The 25,204-nt window shown below is 58.2% G+C and carries 25 protein-coding genes; 17 read left to right on the top strand and 8 right to left on the bottom strand.

Annotated elements, in window-relative coordinates; genetic code table 11:
- The first annotated feature begins 413 nt into the window (after window positions 1-413).
- The 3 genes from hrpB to ASD46_RS16660 all read left to right on the top strand — a co-directional run bounded on the left by hrpB (window position 414) and on the right by ASD46_RS16660 (window position 4,889).
- The gene (hrpB, locus tag ASD46_RS16670; RefSeq protein WP_029658817.1) at window positions 414-2,900 is read left to right on the top strand and encodes an ATP-dependent helicase HrpB; all 2,487 of its coding nucleotides are present in this window, start codon (window positions 414-416) and stop codon (window positions 2,898-2,900) included.
- Window positions 2,901-2,929: 29 nt separating this feature from the next.
- Window positions 2,930-4,237, top strand: a complete 1,308-nt coding sequence (locus ASD46_RS16665) for an ActS/PrrB/RegB family redox-sensitive histidine kinase (RefSeq protein ID WP_075807707.1) — start codon at window positions 2,930-2,932, stop codon at window positions 4,235-4,237.
- Between the two features lie 67 nt (window positions 4,238-4,304).
- Window positions 4,305-4,889, top strand: a complete 585-nt coding sequence (locus ASD46_RS16660; RefSeq protein WP_025594753.1) for an ActR/PrrA/RegA family redox response regulator transcription factor — start codon at window positions 4,305-4,307, stop codon at window positions 4,887-4,889.
- 59 nt (window positions 4,890-4,948) lie between these two features.
- Here the strand turns inward: ASD46_RS16660 and ASD46_RS16655 are convergent, their stop codons facing one another.
- Window positions 4,949-5,434: an MmcB family DNA repair protein gene (locus ASD46_RS16655; RefSeq protein WP_013635204.1), complete on the bottom strand. Its 486-nt coding sequence runs from the start codon at window positions 5,432-5,434 to the stop codon at window positions 4,949-4,951.
- Between the two features lie 183 nt (window positions 5,435-5,617).
- Here ASD46_RS16655 and ASD46_RS16650 point away from each other — a divergent pair, with 183 nt between their 5' ends.
- Window positions 5,618-6,319, top strand: a complete 702-nt coding sequence (locus ASD46_RS16650) for a L,D-transpeptidase (protein WP_003516268.1) — start codon at window positions 5,618-5,620, stop codon at window positions 6,317-6,319.
- 152 nt (window positions 6,320-6,471) lie between these two features.
- Here the strand turns inward: ASD46_RS16650 and ASD46_RS16645 are convergent, their stop codons facing one another.
- From ASD46_RS16645 to hslV, 4 genes are all read right to left on the bottom strand, one after another.
- Window positions 6,472-8,640, bottom strand: coding sequence for a malate synthase G (locus tag ASD46_RS16645; protein WP_025594751.1), 2,169 nt, complete (start codon window positions 8,638-8,640; stop codon window positions 6,472-6,474).
- A 121-nt stretch (window positions 8,641-8,761) separates the two neighbouring features.
- On the bottom strand, window positions 8,762-9,727 hold the full coding sequence (locus ASD46_RS16640; RefSeq protein ID WP_025594750.1) for a DUF1402 family protein: 966 nt from the start codon (window positions 9,725-9,727) through the stop codon (window positions 8,762-8,764).
- 188 nt (window positions 9,728-9,915) lie between these two features.
- Complete coding sequence (hslU, locus tag ASD46_RS16635; protein WP_003516274.1) at window positions 9,916-11,223, bottom strand: ATP-dependent protease ATPase subunit HslU; 1,308 nt, start codon at window positions 11,221-11,223, stop codon at window positions 9,916-9,918.
- 87 nt (window positions 11,224-11,310) lie between these two features.
- Window positions 11,311-11,835, bottom strand: a complete 525-nt coding sequence (gene hslV / locus ASD46_RS16630) for an ATP-dependent protease subunit HslV (protein WP_003516283.1) — start codon at window positions 11,833-11,835, stop codon at window positions 11,311-11,313.
- A gap of 203 nt (window positions 11,836-12,038) precedes the next feature.
- On the opposite strand from hslV, the gene hisB reads away from it, so the two are divergent.
- The 7 genes from hisB to coaA are packed head-to-tail and all read left to right on the top strand — an operon-like array spanning window position 12,039 to window position 16,661.
- Window positions 12,039-12,635 (top strand): imidazoleglycerol-phosphate dehydratase HisB, encoded by a 597-nt coding sequence (gene hisB / locus ASD46_RS16625; RefSeq protein ID WP_003516285.1) that lies wholly within the window; start codon window positions 12,039-12,041, stop codon window positions 12,633-12,635.
- Between the two features lie 23 nt (window positions 12,636-12,658).
- Entirely contained in the window at window positions 12,659-13,153 is a 495-nt protein-coding gene (locus tag ASD46_RS16620; RefSeq protein ID WP_025594749.1) for a DUF2628 domain-containing protein, read from the top strand.
- 1 nt (window position 13,154) lies between these two features.
- Window positions 13,155-13,805 (top strand): imidazole glycerol phosphate synthase subunit HisH, encoded by a 651-nt coding sequence (gene hisH, locus ASD46_RS16615; protein WP_025594748.1) that lies wholly within the window; start codon window positions 13,155-13,157, stop codon window positions 13,803-13,805.
- A gap of 1 nt (window position 13,806) precedes the next feature.
- Window positions 13,807-14,550 (top strand): 1-(5-phosphoribosyl)-5-[(5-phosphoribosylamino)methylideneamino]imidazole-4-carboxamide isomerase, encoded by a 744-nt coding sequence (hisA, locus tag ASD46_RS16610; protein WP_025594745.1) that lies wholly within the window; start codon window positions 13,807-13,809, stop codon window positions 14,548-14,550.
- Entirely contained in the window at window positions 14,547-15,323 is a 777-nt protein-coding gene (hisF, locus tag ASD46_RS16605; RefSeq protein WP_003516294.1) for an imidazole glycerol phosphate synthase subunit HisF, read from the top strand. The genes hisA and hisF overlap by 4 nt, the downstream gene beginning before the upstream one ends.
- A gap of 16 nt (window positions 15,324-15,339) precedes the next feature.
- Window positions 15,340-15,663: a phosphoribosyl-ATP diphosphatase gene (locus tag ASD46_RS16600; RefSeq protein WP_003516295.1), complete on the top strand. Its 324-nt coding sequence runs from the start codon at window positions 15,340-15,342 to the stop codon at window positions 15,661-15,663.
- Entirely contained in the window at window positions 15,660-16,661 is a 1,002-nt protein-coding gene (gene coaA / locus ASD46_RS16595) for a type I pantothenate kinase (RefSeq protein ID WP_019565929.1), read from the top strand. The genes ASD46_RS16600 and coaA overlap by 4 nt, the downstream gene beginning before the upstream one ends.
- A 48-nt stretch (window positions 16,662-16,709) precedes the next feature.
- Here the strand turns inward: coaA and lysM are convergent, their stop codons facing one another.
- The 3 genes from lysM to ASD46_RS16580 all read right to left on the bottom strand — a co-directional run bounded on the left by lysM (window position 16,710) and on the right by ASD46_RS16580 (window position 19,403).
- Window positions 16,710-17,159 carry a peptidoglycan-binding protein LysM gene (gene lysM / locus ASD46_RS16590; protein WP_003516300.1) on the bottom strand — a complete coding sequence of 150 codons (450 nt, stop codon included), beginning with the start codon at window positions 17,157-17,159 and terminating at the stop codon, window positions 16,710-16,712.
- A gap of 86 nt (window positions 17,160-17,245) precedes the next feature.
- Window positions 17,246-17,680 carry an alternative ribosome rescue aminoacyl-tRNA hydrolase ArfB gene (arfB, locus tag ASD46_RS16585; RefSeq protein ID WP_025594743.1) on the bottom strand — a complete coding sequence of 145 codons (435 nt, stop codon included), beginning with the start codon at window positions 17,678-17,680 and terminating at the stop codon, window positions 17,246-17,248.
- 112 nt (window positions 17,681-17,792) lie between these two features.
- Complete coding sequence (locus ASD46_RS16580; protein ID WP_003516305.1) at window positions 17,793-19,403, bottom strand: phosphoenolpyruvate carboxykinase; 1,611 nt, start codon at window positions 19,401-19,403, stop codon at window positions 17,793-17,795.
- Between the two features lie 339 nt (window positions 19,404-19,742).
- Here ASD46_RS16580 and chvI point away from each other — a divergent pair, with 339 nt between their 5' ends.
- The 6 genes from chvI (at window position 19,743) to ahcY (ending at window position 25,113) form a co-directional block, all read left to right on the top strand.
- A complete protein-coding gene (gene chvI / locus ASD46_RS16575) occupies window positions 19,743-20,471 on the top strand; it encodes a two-component system response regulator ChvI (RefSeq protein WP_003516307.1) in 729 nt (242 codons plus the stop codon).
- Between the two features lie 52 nt (window positions 20,472-20,523).
- Window positions 20,524-22,314: a two-component system sensor histidine kinase ChvG gene (gene chvG, locus ASD46_RS16570; protein WP_013635194.1), complete on the top strand. Its 1,791-nt coding sequence runs from the start codon at window positions 20,524-20,526 to the stop codon at window positions 22,312-22,314.
- Entirely contained in the window at window positions 22,304-22,768 is a 465-nt protein-coding gene (locus ASD46_RS16565) for an HPr kinase/phosphorylase (RefSeq protein ID WP_025594742.1), read from the top strand. Before chvG ends, ASD46_RS16565 begins: the two co-directional genes overlap by 11 nt.
- 125 nt (window positions 22,769-22,893) lie before the next feature.
- A complete protein-coding gene (locus tag ASD46_RS16560) occupies window positions 22,894-23,295 on the top strand; it encodes a PTS sugar transporter subunit IIA (RefSeq protein ID WP_003516318.1) in 402 nt (133 codons plus the stop codon).
- A 12-nt stretch (window positions 23,296-23,307) separates the two neighbouring features.
- Window positions 23,308-23,583, top strand: coding sequence for an HPr family phosphocarrier protein (locus ASD46_RS16555; RefSeq protein WP_003516321.1), 276 nt, complete (start codon window positions 23,308-23,310; stop codon window positions 23,581-23,583).
- A gap of 129 nt (window positions 23,584-23,712) precedes the next feature.
- Window positions 23,713-25,113 carry an adenosylhomocysteinase gene (ahcY, locus tag ASD46_RS16550; RefSeq protein ID WP_003516323.1) on the top strand — a complete coding sequence of 467 codons (1,401 nt, stop codon included), beginning with the start codon at window positions 23,713-23,715 and terminating at the stop codon, window positions 25,111-25,113.
- Window positions 25,114-25,204: the final 91 nt, after the last annotated feature.

The following is a 25,204-nucleotide window of genomic DNA, read 5'->3' as shown; positions in this document are numbered from 1 at the left end:
TGGAAAACAACAAGCAGTCAGCTCATCAACATGATTTCTTTAGAACGAAAGACTTCGTCGCCAGCAGCGCCGCCGCCCTCGTTCAGTGAGCGGACTTATAAGAGATCACCCTCAAACAAGTCAACACACCTATCGTCAAAAAACTGACATTTTTGCTAACCGTATGAAAATAAAAGATAGTTTCAAGGCGGACCGCCAGGGAGGCATAGGAAGGACGGAATCCTCGTCTCTTTTGGCTGTGCATACGGGAACCCCTTCCCACCCTTCACGACAGATAGCTTGCGAAGAACCACAATTTAGCCGGAAGAGCTCTTGCGAAACCCTCTCCGCCGGCTGTCAAAGCACCGGGCCGTGCTTTAGAAACGGCAAAAGAGACGCTTAGACATCAACCCGATTGCCCCAGGCCTGTTTGCATGACCAGAACGCCAGCCCATATAAAGATCGATCTGCCCGTACTTCCCGTCAGCGACGTTCTGGCCGAGATTGCCCAAGCGTTGGACGGGTCAAAGCGTGCCGTTCTCTCGGCTCCGCCGGGTGCGGGCAAAACAACGCTGGTGCCGCTTCATCTCCTGCGTGAGGAATGGCGGGGCGACGGCAAGATCATTCTTCTCGAACCACGTCGGCTTGCCGCCCGGGCCGCGGCTGGACGCATGGCTGATCTTCTTCAGGAGAATGTTGGAGAAACCGTCGGCTATCGTATGCGGCTCGACAATCGCATCTCCTCAAGAACCCGGATTGAAGTGGTGACTGAGGGTGTCTTCGCCCGGATGGTTCTGGACGACCCGGAACTTGCCGGCGTTTCGACGGTGATTTTCGACGAGTTTCACGAACGTTCACTCGATGGCGATTTCGGACTGGCACTTGCGCTCGACGTTCAGGAGGGACTGAGAGACGATCTGCGGATCCTCGTGATGTCCGCCACCCTTGATGTGGAACGCATCAGTGCGCTGATGGGCGATGCCCCTGTCATTCAGAGCCTCGGCCGCACATATCCAATCGACACACGCTACGAGGACCGCTGGCAGGGTGTGCCTGTCGAAGAGAAAGTCACAAAGGCGATTACCGAAGCTCATGCATCGGAAACAGGCTCCATTCTTGCCTTCCTTCCGGGGCAGGCAGAAATTACCCGCACGGCCAACCGGCTGGAGGGGCGTTTTTCCGACGATACAGATATCATCCCGCTTTACGGCAATCTTTCGCAAAAGGAGCAGGATGCGGCGATCAAGCCGGCACCGGCCGGACGGCGCAAGATCGTGCTTGCCACATCGATAGCAGAAACATCGATCACCATAGACGGCGTGCGTGTGGTGATTGACAGCGGGTTGCAGCGACTACCGGTTTTCGAACCGGCAACGGGAATCACGAGACTGGAGACAGTGCGGGTTTCGCGCGCCTCCGCCGACCAGCGGGCGGGCCGAGCCGGACGAACGGAACCCGGCGTTGCGATCCGCCTGTGGCATCCGGGACAGACGGCAGCGCTCAACGCCTTCACGCCACCGCAAATTCTGGCGAGTGATCTTTCCGGCCTTGCACTCGATCTTGCCCATTGGGGCGTTCATGATCCTTCCGCGCTTTCATTTCTGGATGCCCCTCCCGAAGCGGCATTGAAGGAATCGATCGCGCTTCTCAAAAATCTGGGCGCACTCGATGAAAGCGGCGCGCTGACGCGACGCGGCCACCTGACGCGCAGCCTCTCACTACCGCCAAGGCTTGCGGCAATGGTAATTGCAGCGGGGAGCGAAGGTGCGGGAAAAAAGGCGGCGATGCTCGCCGTCATGCTGACGGAACAGGGACTGGGCGGAACCGACATTGATCTCGATGAAAGATTGCGGCGCTTTCTTTCCGAGAGAAGCGAAAGGGCGCAAGCGGCACGCAAGCTGGCTTCGAGACTTCTAGATGCGATCGGCGATGCGCAGACTATGAATGAACAGCCAAGCGAGGCCGGCCCCTTGCTGCTGCACGCCTATCCGGACCGGATTGCGCTTCAGCGAGGAGCGCGCGGTCGTTATGTGATGGCGAACGGCCGGGGTGCAGAACTTGCCGAAACCGAACGGCTGGCGGCAAGCAGGATGCTGGTGGTTGCCGATATTACCGGGCGTGCGGCACAGCCGCGCATCCTTTCGGCAGCAAGCATCGAGCGCACCGATATAGAAGAGCGGATGCCGCATCTTATTGTGCAGCAGGACCAGCTGCTGTTTGACAAGGCAAGCGGTCAGGCGCGTGCACGCCGCGTCACGCGCCTAGGCGCCATCATCCTCGACGAAACGCCCCTGCCCCGCCCGGAGGGCGAACAGGCGGCGCAGGCACTTGCCAACGGCGTTCGGGAATTTGGTGTCGGAATTCTTCCGTTCACAAAAGAAACCCAGCAGTTGCGCGACAGGATAGGCTTTCTGAATGCCAGCATCGGCGACCCCTGGCCGGATGTCAGCGATGCTGCATTGCTTTTACGGCTGGATGAATGGTTCGTGCCCTTCCAGCAAGGCGCCCGCAGCCTTCAGGATATCCGGCCCGGCAGCCTTTCCGAGGGACTTTTAGCCTTGGTGCCTTATGAGGTCGCACGCGATCTCGGCAGGCTTGCGCCGACGCATTTCGAAGCGCCGACGGGCCAGCGGCATCCCATTCGTTACGATGCCAGCGAACCGACGCTTTCCATTCGTGTGCAGGAGCTTTTCGGGCTGACGGCTCATCCCGCCATCGCGCAGGGGCGGTTGCCGCTGCTGCTGGAATTGACCTCGCCGGCGCACAGGCCGATACAGACGACACGCGATCTTCCAGGTTTCTGGGCAGGATCGTGGAAAGATGTACGGGCGGACATGCGCGGGAGGTATCCGCGCCATCCATGGCCTGAGGACCCGGCATCGGCATTGCCGACCAGCCGCGCAAAACCGCGCGGAACGTGATGACGATGAAAAGCACAAAGGAGATGAAGGTGGCTGGCCATCCGATCGAAACAACAAGGCTTGGCCGCGCCAGCCGCAGGATAAGGCTGCAAACCATCGTATGGTTGCGCTGGCTGGCGGTGGCCGGGCAAAGTGCGACGATCCTGCTTGTTGCTTTCGGCTTGAACTTCCCCCTGCCACTTCTGGCTTGCAGCCTTTTGATCGGTGCACTGGCGCTTGCCAACCTGTTTCTCACTGCGCGTTTTCCCTCCACCTATCGTCTGGAGCCCTGGGAAGCGACATTGCTGCTGGCATTCGACCTGCTGCAATTGACGGCGCTCATCTACATCACCGGTGGTCTTTCCAATCCTTTCGCACCGCTGATCTGCGTGCAGGTCATCATCGCCTTCGCCTCGCAGCCGCTTCGGCACTCGCTTATTCTGCTCGCATTTGCCGTCATCTGCTCGACGGCAATCGCTTTTTCGCCGTTTCCAGTTCCGTGGTATCCCGGTGAGGTGCTGCCGATCCAGCTTCTGCTGCATGTGGGCACCTGGGTCGCGATCATTGCCACGACCTCTTTCGCGGCCTTTTATGCCTATCGCGTTTCACACGAGGCCAATCAGCTGGCCGATGCGCTGGCTGCGACCGAACTGGTGCTGGAGCGGGAAAAACATCTCTCGCAGCTAGACGGTCTGGCCGCCGCTGCGGCACACGAGCTGGGCACGCCGCTGGCGACAATCAGCGTCGTCGCCAAGGAAATGGAACGGGAACTCGGAAATGATGAAAGGTTTGGCGAAGACATAGCGCTGCTGCGCAGCCAGAGCGAAAGATGCCGGGATATTCTGCGCCGCCTTACATCACTTTCCACCGATGATGAGGAGCATATGCGTCGCCTGCCGCTCTCCTCGCTGATTGAGGAGGTGATGGCGCCGCACCGGGAATTCGGAATCCGTCTCGATCTCGTCGAAAAGAACAACCGGATCGACGAGCCGGTTGGCATCCGGAATGCAGGCGTTATTTACGGGCTGGGCAATCTCATCGAAAACGGCGTGGACTATGCGCGGGAAAAAGTGACCGTGACCGTGGACTACGATTCGCAGAATGTCGCCGTCACCATTGAGGATGATGGACCGGGTTATGCCCATGACGTGCTTGCCCGCATTGGTGAACCCTATGTGACCGAACGTCACAACGATACCCGGGCGGGAGGGCTGGGACTCGGGCTTTTCATTGCAAAGACATTGCTGGAACGCTCCGGCGCCACCGTTACCTTCGAAAATCGCGGTTTGAGCGGAACCGGAGCGCGGGTCACAATCGTCTGGCCTCGAGCGCTTATGGACGATAAAAGAGACCGTTGACTTTACCATCCACGTGGAAGCGGCGATAAGAAGAAAAAGCCGACTAAGTTGCCGAAAGGCCTGAGACATGACGACAGAAGACCAGACCCCCATCAGCGCGACAACGGATAACGACGACCCGATCGGAGCTGACAGATCGTTGCTGATCGTCGATGACGACGGTCCCTTCCTGCGCCGGCTTGCCCGGGCCATGGAAACACGCGGATTTATCGTCGATACCGCCGAGACGGTCAGCGAAGGCATTGCCCGTTCCAAGGCTGCGCCGCCCAAATATGCGGTCGTTGATTTGCGGCTTACGGATGGCAATGGTCTCGAGGTCATCGAAGCCATCCGGCAGTACCGGGACGATACGCAGATTGTCGTCCTGACGGGCTACGGCAATATCGCAACCGCCGTTACCGCCGTGAAGCTTGGGGCGCTGGATTATCTTGCCAAACCGGCCGATGCGGACGATGTCTTTAATGCGCTGACGCAGCGCAAGGGTGAAAAGACTGAAGTGCCCGAAAACCCGATGTCGGCCGACCGGGTGCGTTGGGAGCATATTCAGCGAGTTTATGAAATGTGCGAGCGCAACGTCTCGGAAACCGCCCGCCGGCTTAACATGCACCGGCGAACGCTGCAGCGCATTCTGGCGAAACGCGCGCCGAAGTAGAGCATTTACAGTACAAGTGAGAAGCGGTTTTACGTCTGGATATGGTCTGGAACCGGGCATTACTCTCCGAAGCTGCGCCCGGTCGTCCACTCCGCCAGCATCAGCCGGGTTGCAGCGGTTCTCGAGAAATCCAGCATCACCGATTTGCGGGTTGCGGGCGGTAATTTATGCTCCGGCGCATCGCGAAGCATATGGGCGCCGTAGCCATCCGACAGTATAAGCCCACATTCTTCCGGAAAGATTTCGACCGGCACTTCCGGATGGGTGGCAAAAAACAGCCGGTCGCAATGCAGGCGGTATTCCGGCCATTTACGATCGACACGGAAGTCCTCGATCGAGGATTTGATTTCGATAATCCAGATTTCACCCTTTGCCGAAAGGCTGATGAGATCGGCCCGTCGTCCGCTTGCAAGCGGCAGTTCCGGCAAAACCGAATGTCGCATCTCGTGCAAAAGCACCTGAACGCCGCGGCGCACCAGCATCGCCTTGTCCGACTGGCGACCGTCGATTAACGGATTATTGTTGGTAAGCGAAAGAATAGTCATGGATAAAGGCTACTGAGGCGTTTGGCCTATTGTTGCAAAAAGGCAATCAACCGGCAATTTTAAAGTCACATTCGTCCTGCAGCAGCGTATCGGCTTGCCAAGAACGGCTTAATGGAAAATAACCGATTTATCCAATTAAGCCTACTCCTTCGCACAATTTGGCGAATTTTCCGCGAGAACGATATGCGCATCCGTACCTCATTGACTGCACTCGGTCTGACGGCAGCACTGGCTCTGGCCGGCTGCGCCGAAACCACATCCCAATCATCCGGCCAGGTAGCGGCGTCAGTGCCGGTCGCTAACCCGGTTCCGGCAAAGGTCGAAACCGTCCAGATCTTCAACGATGTTTACGGCCCTGTGACCGACGCGGGCTATGCGCTGCCCGCCATCCCGATCAATCGTGTGAACGAGAAGTTCCGTCGTCAGATCGTCGAATTCCAGAATAACGAACGGCCGGGCACGATCATCGTCAATACGCGTGAGCGTTTCCTTTATTATATCCTGCCCGGCAACCGCGCAGTTCGTTACGGCATCGGCGTTGGCAAGGCTGGTTTTGCCTGGGCCGGCGAAGCCTACGTCGCCTGGAAACAGGAATGGCCGATGTGGCATCCGCCGAAGGAAATGGCCGACCGCAAGCCGGAAGTCGCAAAGTATGTCGAGGCAGGCATGGGTCCGGGTCTTTCCAACCCGCTCGGCGCGCGCGCCATGTATCTCTTCAACGAAAAGGGACAGGATACGCTGTTCCGTATCCACGGTTCGCCTGAATGGGCATCAATCGGCACCGCCGCCTCTTCCGGCTGCATCCGCATGATCAACCAGGACGTCATCGACCTTTACAGCCGCGTCCGTCCCGGCCGCAGCACCAAGGTTGTCGTGATCCAGTAAGATCAGATACCAGACAAAGAAAAAGCCGCCGTGGAATTCCCGGCGGCTTTTTTGTTTCTGGAGCATTCCCAGTAAAAGTGCATAGCGGTTTTAAGGTAGAGCACGTCGAACATTCCGTTCAGACAAGACGTGCTCTGGAGTGCCTGTCGGCCTCAAGCCGCCTGCTTCGCCTTCAGTTCGAGGCGACGGCGGTGCAGAACCGGTTCCGTATAACCGTTAGGCTGCTCCCGGCCTTTCAGCACAAGTTCGACGGCGGCCTGAAAAGCGACCGATCCTTCAAAGTTGGACGCCATCGGCAGATAGGCCGGATCTCCGGCATTTTGGCTATCGACCACGGCGGCCATGCGTTTCATGGTCTCAACGATCTGCTCTTGCGTAACCACGCCATGGCGAAGCCAGTTGGCCATATGCTGCGCGGAGATGCGCAGCGTGGCGCGGTCCTCCATCAGTCCGACATTGTTGATGTCAGGCACCTTGGAGCAGCCGACGCCCTGATCGACCCAGCGCACGACATATCCCAGAATACCCTGCGCGTTGTTGTCGAGTTCGCGCTGGATTTCCTCGGGCGTCCAATTGGGACGCGGCACGACCGGCACCGATAGAATATCGGAGAGTTTTGCCCGGCCCCGGCTTTTCAGGTCTTCCTGAACGGCTGCGACATCGACCTTGTGATAGTGCGTGGCATGCAGCGTCGCAGCCGTGGGTGAAGGTACCCAGGCGGTGTTGGCGCCTGCCTTTGGATGCGCGATCTTCTGCTCCAGCATGGCGGCCATCAGGTCAGGCATGGCCCACATGCCCTTACCGATCTGCGCATGGCCGGAAAGGCCGCATTCCAGACCGATATCGACGTTCCAGTTCTCGTAAGCCGCAATCCAGGCCGCCTGTTTCATATCGCCCTTGCGGATCATCGGACCCGCTTCCATCGAGGTATGAATTTCGTCGCCCGTGCGGTCGAGGAAGCCGGTATTGATGAAGACGACCCGGTCTTTTGCCGCGCGAATGCTTTCCTTGAGGTTGACCGTGGTGCGGCGTTCCTCGTCCATGATGCCCATTTTCATGGTGTTCGGCGCCATGCCGACAAGCTTTTCGGCCCGCGTGAAAATCTCGTTGGCGAAGGCGACTTCCTCCGGCCCGTGCATCTTCGGCTTGACGACATACATGGAACCGGCACGGGAATTCTGGCGACGGCCGGAGGGGCCGACATCGTAAAGCGCAATCAGCGCTGTGATGACGGCGTCCATGATACCTTCCGGCACCTCGCGGCCATCCTTGTCGAGGATCGCCGGATTGGTCATGAGGTGACCGACATTACGCACCAGCATCAGGGAGCGCCCCGGCAGAGTAAGTGCTCCACCATCGGGGGCGGTGTAATAACGATCCGGGTTGAGACTACGGGTGAAGGTGTTACCACCCTTGGAAACCTTCTCCGTCAGGTCGCCGCGCATCAGGCCAAGCCAGTTGCCATAAACCAGCACCTTGTCCTCGGCATCAACAGCGGCAACGGAATCCTCGCAGTCCATGATTGTTGTCAGCGCCGATTCGAGAATGACATCCGAGATGCCTGCCTTGTCACCCTTGCCGATTTCCGTCGAGGGATCGATGACGATCTCGGTGTGCAGACCATTCTTGCCAAGCAGGATCGTTGCCGGCTGTTCCGCATCGCCGGTAAAGCCCTTGAATTGCTCGGCATCTTTCAGGCCCGTTTTGCTGTCACCGATTGCAAGCTGCAAGAGGCCGTCAACGATCTTGAAGCCGGTCACATCCGACCAACCTGCCGTTTCGAGCGGAGCTGATTCGTTGAGGAAGTTCCGCGCCCAGGCAATGACCTTTTCGCCGCGTTTCGGATTATAGCCCCTGCCCTTTTCTGCACCATCGGCGTCAGAAATGGCATCCGTGCCGTAAAGTGCATCGTAAAGCGAACCCCAGCGGGCATTGGCGGCGTTCAGCGCATAACGGGCATTCATGACCGGCACGACAAGCTGCGGGCCTGCGACAGCGGCAATTTCCGAATCGACGTTGCTGGTTTCGACCTTGAAGCCGGGTCCTTCCGGCAGCAGATAGCCGATTTCCTTCAGGAAGCCCTCATAGACATCAAAATCCGTCGGGGCGCCATTCTGCCGGTACCAGCCATCCAGTTTTTCCTGCAAGGCGTCGCGCTTTGCGAGCAATTCACGATTCTTGGGGGAAAGCTCGTGGACGATGGCCGAAAAGCCTTCGAAGAAGGTTTCTGCATCAAGACCCGTGCCCGGCAGAACGTCATCCGTCAAAAAAGCATAAAGCCTGTCATCAATGGAAAGACCGAATTTATTGGTGCGGCTCATATGCGCCTCCTCTTTATCTCAAGGGCGCAGATTGGACGCTGAGGCAGGCGCTCGTCAATTGCGAGAGGCAACCAAATATTATTTCCGTTTTGGAAAGAATGCCGACGATAATCGTCTTTTTCTACAAAAGCGCCTGCAAATCCTTGATGCGATCGTTCACCAGCCAGCCGTAATAGTTTTCTTCCGGCAAAAGCGGCTGTTCCCCACCTGCGGCGCGCTGACGATTTTTCTGGGCAAGAGCGGCAGCGCGCTGCGCGGATCCGCCGACATTATAAAGCGTGGACGTTACACCAGGATTTTTGGAAACATCCATGTCGGCAATCGACCTGTAGTCGTCGATCGATTTGCGGATGGAAGCTGCCATGAAGGCGAGCGAGCGATCCGGGTCCATGATCGCGGTATAAACGGCGGTCGCATCGTTTTCGTCGAGCTTCTCATAACCTGAGGTTTTCGACACCATGTCGGACAACATCAATGCCGTGAGCGGATTGATCTGGCCGAGACCGAAGGTCTGTCCGGCATAAAAGGGCTGGAAAAATACAGCGCTGAAACGATTGTTCGGATAGGCAACGCCATCTACCGTCTTGCCGCGGAAGCTGTCGTCCCAGACGTCTTCCCGACAGTTCCAAAGGCTATAGGAATCCTTTTTCGACTGGCACCTGGCGAATTGCGAATGCGTCAGAAACTGCGCGATGGTTTCGTCCTTGTAGCCGAAACGGAAGCTGCTGCCGGCATAGGAGGCAGCCTTGACGTAGTAGGATTGCAGGCGGTCATAGGCGTCGACGTTATAGGTATGCTCGCCGACAATCGCCCCGATCATGTGGATCGGATCGATACCGTAGCGCCCGGCAGTAGACTTGATCTTGCCGATCAGTGCCCTGTCGGAAGACAGGAGGTCGATCACCTTCTGGTATTTACGCTCGAAAGACGTATTGGAACCCTTGGTTCGACGTGCGGAAGCCCCCGGAATGCCCGGCTGTTCGGCATTGCGATTGCCAGGCGGGACGACCGTCGCGGCCTCGGCATAAGAAGACGAGACGACGGTGAACGTCAAAGCGGCGGCAAATGCCAGAAGAGTTTTGCGCACGAGCGAATGCCTTTTCTCAAGCCGACCTCTCCCGAACCAAGAGAAAACCGGACCATTCCATAAAGCGGTTCCAACCGGAATGCAGCCTTTCCCATAAACAAAAAGGGGGCTGAATGCGAGACAAGGCCGTAAAATAAAAGAGTGCGGCAAATGTGGCCGCACTCTCGTGTCTTTGCTCTCCAAGATATTCAGAGAATATAGCGGGACAAATCCGTATCGGCGGCAAGATCGCCGACGTGCTTTTTGACATATTCCTGATCGATCTTGACGGCAGAGCCACCACGATCGGGTGCGTTGAAGGAAATCTCGTCGAGAACACGCTCCATCACCGTCTGCAGGCGGCGCGCACCGATATTCTCGACCGACGAGTTGAGATGAACAGCCACGTCGGCCAGAGCGTCGATCGCATCGTCCGTGAAGTCGAGATCGAGTTCTTCCGTCGCCATCAGCGCCTTGTACTGGCGGATGAGGCTTGCTTCCGTCTCGGTCAGGATACGGCGGAAGTCCTCTTTCGTCAGCGGCTTCAGCTCGACACGGATCGGCAGGCGGCCCTGAAGCTCCGGCAGAAGGTCGGACGGCTTTGCCACATGGAACGCGCCGGAAGCGATGAACAGAACATGGTCGGTTTTCACCGGCCCGTATTTGGTCGAGACAGTCGTGCCTTCAACGAGCGGCAGAAGATCGCGCTGCACGCCTTCACGCGAGACGCCGGCACCCATGCCGCCATCGCGCGCAGCAATCTTGTCGATCTCATCGAGGAAGACGATGCCGTCATTTTCCACCGACTTCACCGCTTCGCGCTGGATCATGTCGTTATCGAGCAGCTTGTCGGATTCGTCCCGAACGAGATCGGTATAGGATTTCGAGACGGTGGTGCGTACCTTCTTGGTGCGGCCGCCCATCGCCTTGCCGAACATTTCCGACAGGTTGAGAACGCCGATATTGGCGCCCGGCATGCCGGGTATTTCAAAGCCCGGCATGCCCGAACCGCTGTCGGCCACTTCGATGTCGATTTCCTTGTCGTCCAGCTCGCCGTCGCGCAGCTTCTTGCGGAAGCTCTCACGTGTCGCGGGTGACGCGGTCGATCCGACCAGTGCGTCGAGCACCCGCTCTTCGGCGCTCTGATGCGCCTTAGCCTGTACTTCCGCGCGCTTCTTTTCACGCACGAGGCCAATGCCGATCTCGACCAGATCGCGGATGATCTGCTCGACATCGCGACCGACATAACCGACTTCGGTAAATTTGGTCGCTTCGACCTTGATGAAGGGCGCGCCGGCAAGCTTGGCGAGACGGCGGGAAATCTCCGTCTTGCCGACACCGGTCGGTCCGATCATCAGGATGTTTTTCGGCATCACCTCGTCGCGCAGGCTCTCATCGAGCTGCTGGCGACGCCAACGGTTGCGCAGTGCAATCGCGACCGCACGTTTCGCATCATGCTGGCCGATGATGTGGCGGTCCAGTTCCGAGACAATTTCCCGGGGAGAAAAAGTGGTCATTCTGTCCTCTCGGCTTTCCTGTCCCGGCCGGCCATTCTGGCCCGGCCCACAGGACCCTTGGGTGAGAAATGGGGGTGAGAAATATGCTTACTCGGCGTCGAGGGTTTCGATGACGAGGTTATGGTTGGTGTAAACACAGATATCGGCGGCGATATCGAGCGACTTGCGCGCCACCTCCTCTGCCGACTTGTCCGTATCCATCATGGCGCGGGCAGCCGCAAAGGCGTAGTTGCCGCCGGAGCCGATGGCGATCGCGCCATGTTCAGGTTCCAGCACGTCACCATTACCGGTGATGGCGAGTGTCGTGGATTTGTCGGCCACCAGCATCATGGCTTCGAGGTTGCGCAGATATTTATCCGTGCGCCAGTCCTTTGCAAGCTCTACGGCCGCGCGCATGAGCTGACCGGGATATTGCTCGAGTTTCTTTTCGAGACGGTCGAGCAGCGTGAAGGCATCCGCCGTTGCGCCGGCAAAACCGGCAATCACTTCACCCTTGCCAATGCGACGAACCTTGCGGGCATTGCCCTTCATGACGGTCTGGCCAAGACTTACCTGACCATCGCCAGCCATGACGACCTTGCCGCCCTTCCTGACTGTAATAATCGTTGTCATTAAACACCTGTCTGCCCTACCGGGCCTGCGGTTAACGGGCCGGCATCCGGCCCTTCTCGGCATCTATGTAAGTTTGCTTTTCACGATTGCAAATCCTGCCCGCACTGCACTGTTTTGCGCAGATCATGCAAGACGATGGAACAACTGGATATTTGTGTCTCGTGCTGATAAGGAACGGCGACATTTTCACGGAGCGGCCACAGATGGCAGAACGTAAAGGCGAGATCATCCGCAAGACCAACGAAACCTCGGTTTCGGTGCGCGTGGATATCGACGGCACCGGCAAGTCGACAATTTCCACCGGGGTGGGATTTTTCGATCATATGCTGGACCAGCTGAGCCGCCATTCGCTGATCGACATGGATATCGAGGTTCAAGGTGACCTGCATATCGATGATCACCATACGGTCGAAGATACCGGCATCGCCATCGGCCAGGCCATCGCGAAGGCGTTGGGCGACAGGCGCGGGATTACCCGCTACGCCTCGCTCGATCTTGCCATGGATGAGACGATGACCAAGGCTGCCGTGGATATTTCCGGCCGTCCCTTCCTCGTGTGGAATGTCAACTTCTCCGCGCCCAAGATCGGCACATTCGACACCGAGCTTGTGCGCGAATTCTTTCAGGCGCTGGCCCAGAATGCCGGCATCACGCTGCATATCCTGAACCATTACGGCGCCAACAACCATCATATCGCCGAAACATGCTTCAAGGCCGTTGCCCGCGTTCTTCGCGCGGCAACCGAGATCGACCCCCGGCAGGCAGGCCGCGTTCCCTCGACAAAGGGCATGCTGGCCTGACCGCCAAAGCTGTCAGGAAGCCCATGACAAGCTATCTCGTTCTGGAAGCCCCCAACGGGCCGGACAGGGACCACAAGACGACCCGCTTCATAGCAGACCGTTTCGTCTGGCTGGCACTTATTGCGCCCTGGCTGTGGCTGGCCGTAAACCGGCTGTGGCTGGCCGCGATCGTCGTATTTGCAGTTCTTGTTCTGGCCGGTTGGGCATCAATGTTACCCGGATTCGAACCGGTGGGCATTTTGTGCAGCGTCGCCATTGCCCTCATCACTGCACTGGAGGGGCGCGATTTTCTCGTCCGGCACCTGATAGGCAAGGGCTGGAAGATGACCTCGGTCATTTCCGCCCCTGATCTTTCGAGTGCCGAAGAGATATATTTCTCCGATCTTTCCGAAAATACCGAGCCGTCGGGACAGCTGTCGCAGCCGGTATGGACACCCTCGCCGCAGAAGAGCGGTGACAAAAACTTCGTCAACGATCCCTCCGGATCGTTTCTTTTCGACTTGAATGGAAGGCGCTGACATGCGCGTCGCGATCATCGACTACGGTTCTGGCAACCTGCGTTCGGCCACCAAGGCTTTCGAGCGCGCCGCCCGCGAAGCCGGCATCAATGCAACCATTGACCTGACCGATAAGCCGGATCACGTCGCATCTGCGGACCGCATCGTCCTGCCAGGCGTCGGCGCCTATGCCGATTGCCGCGCCGGTCTCGAAGCTGTGCCCGGCATGCATGAGGCGCTTATCGAAGCCGTCGAGAAAAAAGCTCATCCCTTCCTCGGCATCTGCGTCGGAATGCAGCTGATGTCTTCGCGCGGTCTCGAAAAGACTGTCAGCACGGGGCTTGGCTGGATCGAAGGCGATGTCATTGAAATGACGCCATCCGATCCGGCGCTTAAAATCCCGCAGATTGGCTGGAATACGCTGGAAATCCGGCATCAGCATCCCCTGTTCGACGGTATCAGAACCGGCGCTGACGGCTTGCATGCCTATTTCGTGCATTCCTATCATCTGGCGGCGAAACAACCGGCGGATGTCATCGCCACCACCAATTACGGTGGCGCGATGACGGCTTTCGTTGGTCGCGACAATATGGCTGGCGCGCAGTTCCACCCGGAAAAAAGCCAGACGCTCGGCCTCGCCCTGATTTCCAATTTCCTGCGCTGGAAGCCCTGACATGATTCTTTTTCCCGCAATCGATCTTAAAGACGGCCAGTGCGTTCGCCTGAAACTCGGCGATATGGAGCAGGCAACCGTTTACAATACGGACCCCGGCGCACAGGCGAAGTCCTTCGAGGACCAAGGTTTCGAGTGGCTGCATGTCGTCGATCTCAACGGCGCCTTCGCTGGCCAGACGGTGAATGGCGAAGCGGTCGATGCCATTCTCAAGGCCACGACAAACCCGGTGCAGCTTGGCGGCGGCATCCGCACTCTCGATCATATTGAGGCGTGGCTCAGCCGTGGGCTTGCCCGCGTCATTCTCGGCACCGTGGCGGTGCGCGATCCCGTTCTGGTTATCGAAGCCTGCAAGCGTTTCCCCGATCAGGTCGCTGTCGGCATCGACGCCAAAGGCGGCAAGGTTGCTGTTGAGGGCTGGGCGGAAGCCTCAGAACTGGGCGTCATCGAACTTGCCAAACGTTTCGAAGGTGCCGGCGTTGCCGCCATCATCTACACCGATATCGATCGCGACGGCATTCTGGCTGGCATCAACTGGGCCTCGACACTCGAACTGGCAGATGCCGTGTCGATCCCCGTCATCGCCTCCGGCGGCCTTGCTTCCATCGAAGACATCAAGCGCATGTTGCAGCCGGATGCCGCAAAGCTAGAGGGCGCAATTTCAGGCCGCGCGCTTTATGACGGGCGCATCGATCCTGCCGAGGCGCTCGCCCTCATCAAGGCTGCCAAGGAGGTAAGCGCATGACCCTCAAAGCCCGCGTTATTCCCTGCCTCGATGTGAAAGACGGTCGAGTCGTCAAGGGTGTGAACTTCGTCGATCTTATCGACGCCGGCGACCCAGTCGAGGCGGCGAAGGCCTATGATGCGGCGGGAGCGGACGAACTCTGCTTTCTCGACATTACCGCCTCGTCCGACAATCGCGACACGATTTTCGACGTGGTATCGCGCACGGCCGACCATTGCTTCATGCCGCTGACCGTCGGCGGCGGCGTCCGCGCCGTGGCTGACATCCGCAAGCTGCTTCTCTGCGGTGCAGACAAGGTCTCCATCAATTCCGCAGCGGTGAAAGATCCTGATTTCGTCGCGCAGGCTGCCGACAAATTCGGCAACCAGTGTATCGTCGTCTCCATCGACGCCAAGCGGGTTTCGAAGGACGGGGAAGACGGGCGCTGGGAAATCTTCACCCATGGCGGACGTCAGCCAACCGGAATCGACGCCGTGGAATTTGCCATCAAGATGGTCGAACGCGGTGCCGGCGAATTGCTCGTCACCTCGATGGACCGCGATGGCACCAAAAGCGGATACGATATCGGCCTGACACGCAGCATTGCCGATCAGGTTCGCGTGCCCGTCATCGCCTCGGGTGGCGTCGGAACGCTGGATGATCTGGTAGCCGGCGTTCGCGATGGCCATGCGACCGCGGTGCTTGCCGCTTCCATCTTCCACTTCGGCACCTATTCGATCGGGCAAGCCAAGAGCTACATGGCCGAGCATGGCATCGCCATGCGTCTCGACTGATTGCAGGAACCTTTCCATGAGCGCATTTTCCCTTTCCGATCTGGAACGCATCGTCGCGACACGCGCCGCCGCCTCTCCCGATGAATCCTGGACGGCCAAACTTGTTGCGGCGGGCCAGGAACGTGCGGCGAAAAAACTGGGCGAAGAGGCTGTTGAGGCCGTCATCGCCGCCATCGCGAAAGACCGCGACGGGCTAAAAAACGAGGCCGCCGATCTGCTTTATCACCTGCTGGTGGTGTTGAAGATCGCCGACATTCCCCTTGCCGACGTCTTTGCCGAGCTGGAGCGCCGGACCGGACAGACCGGACTTGCGGAAAAGGCAGCGAGGCCGACATCATGAATGTCAAGGCAGGCAGCGGGGAGAGAGGCATGCCGAGCACACTCGATCATTTCCGCCCGGATGAATATTCGCCCTATCACTTCTTCAGCTCGGAAGAATGGGCAAAGTTTCGCGCCGACACACCACTCACCCTTTCCGCCGACGAGGTCAAAAGACTGCGTTCGCTGGACGACCCGATCGATCTGGACGAAGTGCGGCGTATTTATCTGTCGCTGTCGCGCCTCCTGTCATCGCATGTGGAAGCATCGCAGCTGCTGTTCGAACAGCGCAACCGCTTCCTGAACATGGCGGATGTCAACAAGACGCCCTTCGTCATCGGCATTGCCGGGTCGGTGGCGGTTGGAAAATCGACAACGGCGCGTATTTTGAAGGAGCTTCTGGCCCGCTGGCCCTCCAGCCCGAAGGTCGATCTCATCACCACCGACGGGTTTCTTTACCCGAACGAGGTGCTGCGGCGCGAAAACCTGATGGAGCGCAAGGGCTTTCCGGAAAGCTACGACATCGGTGCGCTGCTGCGTTTCCTCTCGGCGATCAAGGCGGGCCAGCCGAATGTGAAGGCGCCACGCTACTCGCATCTGACCTATGACGTGCTGCCCAACGAATTCACTGTCATCGACCAGCCGGATATCCTCATCTTCGAAGGCATCAACGTGCTGCAATCACGCGACCTGCCGGCGGGCGGGCGGATCGTGCCGATCGTTTCCGACTTCTTCGATTTCTCGATCTACATCGATGCGGATGAGGACTTCATTCACAACTGGTATGTGAACCGCTTCATGAATCTGCGGCAAACCGCCTTCCGGGACCCGAATTCATTCTTCAATCGCTATGCGTCGATCAGCGAAGAGGCGGCGCTTAGCATCGCCGAGGGCCTCTGGCAAAACATCAACCTGAAGAACCTGCGCCAGAACATCGTGCCCACGCGTCCACGCGCCGATCTTATCCTGCGCAAGGGCAAAAACCACCTGATCGACACGGTGGCGCTTCGCAAATTGTGAAAGATGCCGCAAAAGCGGCATCTCCATCGCAGCGGTTAAAATCCGTTATTAGGCAAGGTCAGGAATGCGCAGAACCTGACCGGGATAGATTTTATCGGGATGGGTCAGCATCGGCTTGTTGGCTTCGAAGATGATGTTGTTCTTGCCGCCATTTGCCTTGCCGTACTGGGCTTCAGCGATCTTCCAGAGATTATCGCCCTTTTTGACCGTGTAGAAAACGGGTTCCTTCGCCGGCGCTTCTGCCACCGTCAGTTCGCCGGCCTCGACCTTGGAAATGCCGAGCGTATTGCCAACGGCGATGACTGCCTTTTCGAAAATCGACTGGTCGGCCACTTCGCCCTTCAGAACGACCTTATCGTTCACCACCTCGACCTGAACCTTGTCGGTGCCGAGATCGTGGGAAGCGAGTTCTTTTTTGACGGCTTCGACATCGGGGGCATCATCTCCACCGATACCAAGCTTCTTTCCCGCTTCCTTGATGAAATTGAACAGACCCATAGCACCCTCCTTGGTTGTAGGAGGTCTACCAGACGATATCTGAAGGTCTATGACAAGTGCGAAACATTTTGCCATCCAGCTGCGACCTAGTCGCCTGATGGCTTGCCACGCATTTTCTTGACATCCGACCGGCCGGATTTTGCCTTGAGGCGGCGCTCGACGGAACCCTTGGTCGGCTTGGTGGCCTTGCGCACCGGCGGCGGCGGCGCTGCCGCTTCAAGAATCAGTTCCTTCAGCCGTTCACGCGCGTCTTCGCGATTGCGCTCCTGGCTTCGAAACCGGCTAGCCTCAATCATGAGCACGCCTTCTTTCGAAACACGCCGCCCGCCCAGACGCAGGGCATTCGCCGTCACCCGTTCCGGCAGGGAGGGAGAATTGGCGATGTCGAAAAACAGCTGAACCGCCGTCGAGACCTTGTTGACATTCTGGCCACCCGGCCCGCCGGCCAGCACGAATTGCTCCGTCAGCTCCCAGCCGGCGATGGTAATTCGGTTGCTGATGTAAAGCGGGGCGCTGGCCATGTTTTTTCTCCGCGCCGGTGATGCCACAGATCGGGAAAAATGAAAACAAGGCACGAAACGAAAGAACCCGGCACAAGGCCGGGTTCCCCTCCTCCTCATAAACGAGGCTTATTCATTCTGCCGCAAGCAGCAGTCCCGGTGCTGCATCGCGCACCTTACTGTCGACGTGATCTTCGAACTTGGTGAAGTTCGTAACGAACATCGACACAAGCTTCTTCGCCTGCGCGTCGTAAGCTGCGCCGTCGGCCCAGGTCGAACGCGGGTCGAGGATCGCGGCATCGACGCCTTCCAGCGACAGGGGCACGGCGAAACCGAAATTCGCATCGGTGCGGAATTCGGCACCCTTCAGCTCGCCGGTGAGGGCTGCCGTCAGAAGCGCGCGGGTCGCCTTGATGGGCATACGCTTGCCGATGCCGTAAGCACCGCCGGTCCAGCCGGTGTTGACCAGCCAGCAGTCCACGCCATGCTTGCCGATCAGCTCACGCAGCAGGTTGCCGTATTCCGCCGGGTGGCGCGGCATGAAGGGTGCGCCGAAGCAGGTGGAGAACGTCGCTTCCGGCTCAGTCACGCCCTTTTCCGTCCCGGCAACCTTTGCCGTGTAGCCGGAAAGAAAGTGGTACATGGCCTGTTCCGGCGTCAGCCGGGCAATCGGCGGCAACACGCCGAAGGCATCCGCAGTCAGCATGATGATCGTCTTCGGATGACCGGCAATGCCCGTTTCCGATGCATTCGGAATGAAATGCAGCGGATAGGCACTGCGGGTGTTTTCCGTCAGCGAATTGTCGTTGAAATCCGGAACACGGTTTTCGTCCAGCACGACGTTTTCGAGAACGGTGCCGAAACGGCGGGTCGCGGCATAGATTTCCGGCTCGGCTTCGGCCGACAGCTTGATCGCCTTGGCGTAGCAGCCGCCTTCGAAATTGAAGATGCCGTGTTCGCCCCAGCCGTGCTCATCGTCGCCGATCAGCGTACGCGACGGATCAGCCGACAGCGTGGTCTTGCCGGTGCCGGACAGGCCGAAGAACACGGCGGAATCACCCTCGGGACCGACGTTGGCCGAGCAATGCATCGGCATGACGCCCTTGGCCGGCAGCAGGTAGTTCAGCACCGTGAAGACCGACTTCTTGTTTTCACCGGCATAGGAGGTACCGCCGATGAGGACGAGACCATTGGTGAGATCGCAGGCGATGACGGTTTCCGAACGGACGCCGTGACGCGCCGGATCAGCCTTGAAGCTCGGCAGATTGATGATGGTCAGCTTCTGTTTGAAGCCTGCCAGTTTCTCCCGCTTCGGGCGGATGAGCAGGTTGCGGATGAACAGCGAATGCCAGGCAAGCTCAGTGACGACACGGGTCGACAGGGCGTTTTCCTCATCGGCACCGCCGATCAGGTCCTGAACATAGAGCGTCTTGCCGGCGGCGTGCGCAAGCATGTCCTGACGCAGCAGCTCGAAGTTTTCCGGCGACAGCGGCTTGTTGTTGTCCCACCAGATAGTGTCTTCGGTGGAAGCGTCGCGGACGACGAATTTGTCCTTCGGAGAACGGCCCGTATGCTGACCGGTAACGGCACGAAGTGCGCCATCCGCCGTCAGCTCGGCTTCGCCGTTGCGGATCGCCTCTTCGTACAATTCGCTTTCGTTGAGGTTATAAAAGACGCGGGAGGCCTCGCCCAGTCCGAGTTCCGCAACTCCATTGGCAGGATTATGAACCCCAAGCTCGTTCATGACGCGTTCCTTGTAAATGACGATAAGGCCGTTGAAATTTTCACGGAAAATACGTGGCGGCTTTTAGAAACGCAAGAGTGAAACTTTAAATAACTTAGTGATTTCAATATATTAATCGATTTAAAAGATTTTATTTCTTTTTAAATCGGTTGAAGACGCATTAGAATCCAGCTGCGGCGTTTTCCCGGAATTGCCCTAGTCACACCAGGCGATTTGGTTGTGAGTTTTCCTTTGCCACAATTTGTTCCACCTTTATACTCATGAGAGTGGCTCGCGGCGCGCAACCTTGGCTGGGTGGATGTCGGGAGTTACGAGAAAATGACGATGGAGACCAACTACATGCAGACGATCGCGCTTGTCGACGACGACCGGAATATTCTCACTTCGGTATCGATCGCGCTCGAAGCCGAAGGCTACCGGGTCGAAACGTATACGGACGGCGCCTCCGCGCTTGACGGACTGATTGCCCGTCCGCCGCAGCTCGCCATTTTCGACATCAAGATGCCGCGCATGGACGGCATGGAGCTTTTACGGCGTCTTCGCCAGAAATCGGATATTCCGGTTATCTTCCTGACCTCCAAGGATGAAGAGATCGACGAATTGTTCGGCCTGAAGATGGGTGCTGACGATTTCATCACAAAACCCTTCTCGCAGCGCCTTCTGGTGGAACGCGTCAAGGCCATCCTGCGCCGCGCCAGCAGCCGCGAGGCTTCCGCTGCGACCGGCGGCAGCACGCTGAAGCCGACGGCTGATCAACAGGCGCGCACGCTCGAACGCGGCCAGCTGGCCATGGATCAGGAACGCCACACCTGCACCTGGAAGGGCGAGCCAGTGACGCTGACCGTTACCGAATTCCTTATCCTGCATTCGCTTGCACAGCGACCAGGCGTGGTGAAAAGCCGCGACGCGCTGATGGATGCGGCCTACGACGAACAGGTCTATGTTGACGACCGCACGATCGACAGCCACATCAAGCGCCTTCGCAAGAAGTTCAAACTGGTCGATGGTGACTTCGATATGATTGAAACGCTTTATGGCGTAGGATATCGCTTCCGCGAAGCGGCTTGAACGAGCCGCAATCGGGAGAGACCACCGGAATTGTGGTGGCGAGGACATAGACTTGTTGAAGAAAACGCCGGAAACAGTCTCGGACAGTGACGATGCCGAAGATCGCGGCAGCGAACGCCGCCATCGTATCCATCCGCTGACGATCGTCCGACGCATTTTTGGCAATGCTGTGTTTTCCAGCCTCACGCGCCGCATCCTGTTCTTCAACGTGGCCGCGACGGTCGTTCTGGTCGGTGGCATTCTCTACCTCAACCAGTTCCGCGAGGGGCTGATCGATGCGCGGGTGGAAAGCCTTTTGACGCAGGGCGAGATCATCGCCGGCGCCATCTCGGCCTCCGCCTCGGTGGATACCAACTCCATCACCATCAATCCGGAAAAGCTGCTGGAATTGCAGGCGGGGCAAAGCATCACGCCCGCCCCCAATGACGAGGACTTGAGTTTCCCGATCAATCCGGAACGGGTGGCGCCGGTGCTGCGCCGGCTGATTTCGCCGACACGGACCCGCGCTCGGCTTTTCGATGCCGATGCCAACCTGCTTCTCGATTCCCGCCATCTCTATTCCCGCGGCCAGGTCCTGCGCTTCGATCTGCCGCCGGTGACGCCGGAAACCCAGACCTGGGGTGAATGGTTCACCAGCATGTTCAACCGCATGCTGCAACCGAGCAGCCTGCCGCAATACAAGGAAGCGCCAGGTGGCGACGGCTCGATCTATCCGGAGGTGATGAATGCGCTGACCGGCGTGCGCGGCGCAGTCGTTCGCGTTACCGAAAAGGGTGAGCTGATCGTTTCGGTCGCCGTGCCGGTGCAGCGCTTCCGGGCCGTGCTCGGGGTTCTGCTCCTGTCCACGCAGGCCGGTGATATCGACAAGATCGTGCATGCGGAGCGCCTGGCCATCATGCGCGTGTTCGGCATCGCCACGCTCGTCAACATCGTACTTTCCCTGTTGTTGTCCTCCACCATCGCCACGCCGCTCCGGCGGCTTTCGGCGGCTGCGATCCGCGTGCGTCGCGGAGCGAGAACCCGCGAGGAGATACCGGACTTTTCGGCGCGTCAGGATGAAATCGGCAACCTTTCCATAGCGCTTCGTGAAATGACGACGGCGCTCTACGACCGTATCGACGCAATCGAAAGTTTCGCCGCCGATGTCAGCCACGAGCTCAAGAACCCGCTGACTTCGCTGCGCAGCGCCGTGGAAACCCTGCCGCGCGCCAAGACGGAAGAGTCCAAACAGCGGCTGACCGAAATCATCTTCCACGATGTCCGCCGCCTCGACCGCCTGATCAGCGATATTTCGGATGCCTCGCGGCTCGATGCCGAACTGGCGCGCGTCGATGCATCGCCGCTGGATCTCGACGTTCTTATGAAGGGTCTGGTAGATATCTCCCGCCAGATCAGCACAAAGAAAAAGAGCGTGGCGATCGACTATGTCGCCGACCGGAAGGCGGGAGCCAAAACCTCCTTCGTCGTGAACGGTCACGATCTTCGCATCGGGCAGATTGTCACCAACCTGATCGAGAATGCGCGCTCTTTTGTTTCCGAGGAAAGCGGCCGCATCACCGTGCGCCTTTCCCGTCACAAGGACCGCTGCATCGTGCAGGTGGAAGACAATGGCCCCGGCATTCAGGCCGAGGATATCGACCGGATTTTCGAGCGCTTCTACACCGACCGACCGGCAAGCGAAGGTTTCGGCCAAAATTCCGGCCTTGGCCTTTCCATCAGCCGCCAGATCGCCGAAGCCCATGGCGGCAGCCTCAGGGCGGAAAATGTCGTCGACAAATACGGCGTGATATCAGGCGCGCGCTTCACCCTGTCGCTGCCGGCGGCCGAAACCCATGAACGCTGAACGCTTCAACCTGCACGCAACCGCCATTGTCGTCGACAACACCGGCATTCTCTTCACCGGACCGTCCGGCAGCGGCAAAAGCGAGCTTGCCTTCAGCTTTCTGACGGAGGCGCAACGATGCGGATTGCCGGCGGCACTGATCGCGGATGATCAGATTTTCGTGTATCGCGACGGCGAAAACATTATCGCCGAGCGGCCGGAAGCAATAGCCGGACTACTGGAATTGCGCGGCAGCGGCATCGTTAACGTCAACAGCGTCCCGAGCGCCGGACTAAATTTCGCCGTTACGACAGTTCTTTCACCGGAAAATCCAAGACTTCCGGAGGATAACGAGGTGTTGTTGCTGCCCTGCGGCGGGCATCTTCCGCTTCTGCGTATTCCGCTTTCCAGTCTTACGCCGTATGGAAAATTTGCTGCACTTGCTCAAAATCTTTTTAAAACGAACGTGAAGTGACCATGATTCAGGCGATTTTAGGCTTGCGATTCGCATTTTCCTCATCAAGATGAAATCCCACCGATGGACAGGATTGCCGCGTTGCGATAGTCGGCAATGAGAGTGCGTGTGCAAGGGAGCATTTCATGATCGGACTAGTGCTTGTCACCCATGGCAAGCTGGCTGAGGAGTTTCGCCATGCGTTGGAGCATGTCGTCGGTCCCCAGAAATTGATCGAGACGGTTTGTATCGGTCCCGAAGACGACATGGATCAGCGCCGGCAGGATATCATCGACGCCGTTACGCGCGTCAATGATGGAAATGGCGTCATTATTCTGACGGATATGTTCGGTGGCACACCGTCCAATCTCGCCATCTCCGTCATGAACAACGGTAATGTCGAAGTCATCGCCGGGGTCAACCTTCCCATGCTGATAAAACTCGCAGGCGTTCGCAGCGAAGACAACATGGACAAGGCGCTCCAGGACGCATCCGACGCCGGTCGCAAATACATCAACGTCGCCAGCCGCGTTTTAAGCGGCAAATAAGAAGTCAGCCCCATGTCGCCTCACTCCCGGGAATTGCCGATCATCAACAAGCGCGGTCTCCACGCCCGGGCATCTGCAAAATTCGTGCAGATGGTCGAGGGTTTCGACGCGACGATTACGGTGTCGAAGGACGGAATGACCGTTGGCGGCACCTCCATCATGGGTCTGATGATGCTGGCGGCCAGCCCGGGATGCAGTGTCTATGTCGAGGCGAGCGGCAACCAGGCGGAAGAGGCGCTCGCCGCACTTGAGGCACTTGTTGCCGACCGCTTCGGCGAAGAAGCCTGACCCCACTCCCATATAAAGACATAAAGACTTCTTTATATCGTTATTGCCAGATCGTTTTTGGCCTGCTAAACCCCTGCTACGTTTAAAAGCCGGGCCAATAGGCATGGCATTTCTGATCTGGAGAACTTCATGAGCCTTGAGAAGGACTACATCATCGCCGATATCAACCTTGCCGCATTCGGCCGCAAGGAACTGGACATCGCCGAAACCGAAATGCCTGGCCTTATGTCCTGCCGCAAGGAATTCGGCGAGAGCAAGCCCCTGAAGGGCGCGCGTATCACCGGTTCTCTTCACATGACGATCCAGACCGGTGTCCTCATCGAGACGCTGAAGGAACTGGGCGCGGACATCCGCTGGGCGTCCTGCAACATCTTCTCGACGCAGGACCATGCCGCAGCAGCCATTGCAGCGGCCGGCATTCCTGTTTTCGCGGTCAAGGGTGAGAGCCTGACGGAATATTGGGAATATACCGACAAGATCTTCCAGTGGACCGATGGCGGCCTCTCCAACATGATCCTCGATGATGGCGGCGATGCCACAATGTACATTCTGCTCGGCGCGCGCGCCGAAGCCGGTGAGGACGTTCTTTCCAACCCCGGTTCGGAAGAAGAGGAAATTCTTTTCGCGCAGATCAACAAGCGCCTCAAGGCTTCCCCCGGCTGGTTCACCAAGCAGCGTGACGCGCTGAAGGGCGTGACGGAAGAAACGACGACAGGCGTTCATCGTCTCTACGATCTTGCCAAGAAGGGCCTCCTGCCCTTCCCGGCCATCAACGTCAACGACAGCGTCACCAAGTCCAAGTTCGACAACAAATACGGCTGCAAGGAATCGCTGGTAGACGGCATTCGCCGCGCAACCGACGTGATGATGGCCGGCAAGGTTGCCGTGGTCTGCGGTTACGGCGATGTCGGCAAGGGTTCCGCTGCCTCGCTGCAGGGCGCTGGCGCCCGCGTGAAGGTCACGGAAATCGACCCGATCTGCGCGCTTCAGGCCGCCATGGACGGTTTCGAGGTCGTTCGCCTGGAAGACGTTGTGTCTTCCGCTGACATCTTCATCACCACCACCGGCAACAAGGACGTTATCCGCATCGAGCACATGCGCGAGATGAAGGACATGGCCATCGTCGGCAATATCGGCCATTTCGACAATGAAATTCAGGTCGCTTCGCTGCGTAACCTCAAGTGGACAAACATCAAGCCACAGGTCGACATGATCGAGTTCCCGAAGGGCAACCGCATCATCCTGCTGTCCGAAGGCCGCCTGCTGAACCTTGGCAATGCCACAGGTCACCCTTCCTTCGTCATGTCGGCGTCGTTCACCAACCAGGTGCTGGGCCAGATCGAGCTTTTCACCAAGCCGGGTGAATACAAGAACGAAGTCTACGTGCTGCCGAAGCACCTCGACGAAAAGGTTGCACGCCTTCATCTCGAGAAGCTTGGCGTGCGCCTGACCGAACTTTCCGACCTTCAGGCTGATTATATCGGCATCTCGAAGCAGGGTCCGTTCAAGGCAGAACACTACAGATATTAATTTCATAGTTAATATCCACTGAAATTACACAATATGTAGATGCCGTGCGCTTGACAAAGCGCGCGGCATCTTTTTTGCGCGCTCCCTTTCC

The sequence above is a fragment of the Rhizobium sp. Root491 genome, assembly GCF_001427205.1.
GTDB classification, from domain to species: domain Bacteria; phylum Pseudomonadota; class Alphaproteobacteria; order Rhizobiales; family Rhizobiaceae; genus Agrobacterium; species Agrobacterium tumefaciens.
The sequence above is the reverse complement of the archived record's forward strand: the minus strand, read 5'-3'. Positions and strand labels throughout refer to the sequence as shown.

Bases quoted from the DNA above. Each gene is read 5' to 3' on its own strand.
- ASD46_RS16565 (WP_025594742.1), top strand. From the start codon at position 22,304: ATGAACGCTGAACGCTTCAACCTGCACGCAACCGCCATTGTCGTCGAC.
- ASD46_RS16660 (WP_025594753.1), top strand. From the start codon at position 4,305: ATGACGACAGAAGACCAGACCCCCATCAGCGCGACAACGGATAACGAC.
- lysM (WP_003516300.1), bottom strand. From the start codon at position 17,159: ATGGGTCTGTTCAATTTCATCAAGGAAGCGGGAAAGAAGCTTGGTATC.
- hslU (WP_003516274.1), bottom strand. From the start codon at position 11,223: ATGACCACTTTTTCTCCCCGGGAAATTGTCTCGGAACTGGACCGCCAC.
- ASD46_RS16560 (WP_003516318.1), top strand. From the start codon at position 22,894: ATGATCGGACTAGTGCTTGTCACCCATGGCAAGCTGGCTGAGGAGTTT.
- ASD46_RS16600 (WP_003516295.1), top strand. From the start codon at position 15,340: ATGAGCGCATTTTCCCTTTCCGATCTGGAACGCATCGTCGCGACACGC.
- ASD46_RS16555 (WP_003516321.1), top strand. From the start codon at position 23,308: ATGTCGCCTCACTCCCGGGAATTGCCGATCATCAACAAGCGCGGTCTC.
- hisH (WP_025594748.1), top strand. From the start codon at position 13,155: ATGCGCGTCGCGATCATCGACTACGGTTCTGGCAACCTGCGTTCGGCC.
- ASD46_RS16650 (WP_003516268.1), top strand. From the start codon at position 5,618: ATGCGCATCCGTACCTCATTGACTGCACTCGGTCTGACGGCAGCACTG.
- hisA (WP_025594745.1), top strand. From the start codon at position 13,807: ATGATTCTTTTTCCCGCAATCGATCTTAAAGACGGCCAGTGCGTTCGC.
- hrpB (WP_029658817.1), top strand. From the start codon at position 414: ATGACCAGAACGCCAGCCCATATAAAGATCGATCTGCCCGTACTTCCC.
- arfB (WP_025594743.1), bottom strand. From the start codon at position 17,680: ATGGCCAGCGCCCCGCTTTACATCAGCAACCGAATTACCATCGCCGGC.
- coaA (WP_019565929.1), top strand. From the start codon at position 15,660: ATGAATGTCAAGGCAGGCAGCGGGGAGAGAGGCATGCCGAGCACACTC.
- hslV (WP_003516283.1), bottom strand. From the start codon at position 11,835: ATGACAACGATTATTACAGTCAGGAAGGGCGGCAAGGTCGTCATGGCT.
- ASD46_RS16655 (WP_013635204.1), bottom strand. From the start codon at position 5,434: ATGACTATTCTTTCGCTTACCAACAATAATCCGTTAATCGACGGTCGC.
- ASD46_RS16580 (WP_003516305.1), bottom strand. From the start codon at position 19,403: ATGAACGAGCTTGGGGTTCATAATCCTGCCAATGGAGTTGCGGAACTC.
- ASD46_RS16645 (WP_025594751.1), bottom strand. From the start codon at position 8,640: ATGAGCCGCACCAATAAATTCGGTCTTTCCATTGATGACAGGCTTTAT.
- hisB (WP_003516285.1), top strand. From the start codon at position 12,039: ATGGCAGAACGTAAAGGCGAGATCATCCGCAAGACCAACGAAACCTCG.
- chvI (WP_003516307.1), top strand. From the start codon at position 19,743: ATGCAGACGATCGCGCTTGTCGACGACGACCGGAATATTCTCACTTCG.
- hisF (WP_003516294.1), top strand. From the start codon at position 14,547: ATGACCCTCAAAGCCCGCGTTATTCCCTGCCTCGATGTGAAAGACGGT.
- ahcY (WP_003516323.1), top strand. From the start codon at position 23,713: ATGAGCCTTGAGAAGGACTACATCATCGCCGATATCAACCTTGCCGCA.
- ASD46_RS16620 (WP_025594749.1), top strand. From the start codon at position 12,659: ATGACAAGCTATCTCGTTCTGGAAGCCCCCAACGGGCCGGACAGGGAC.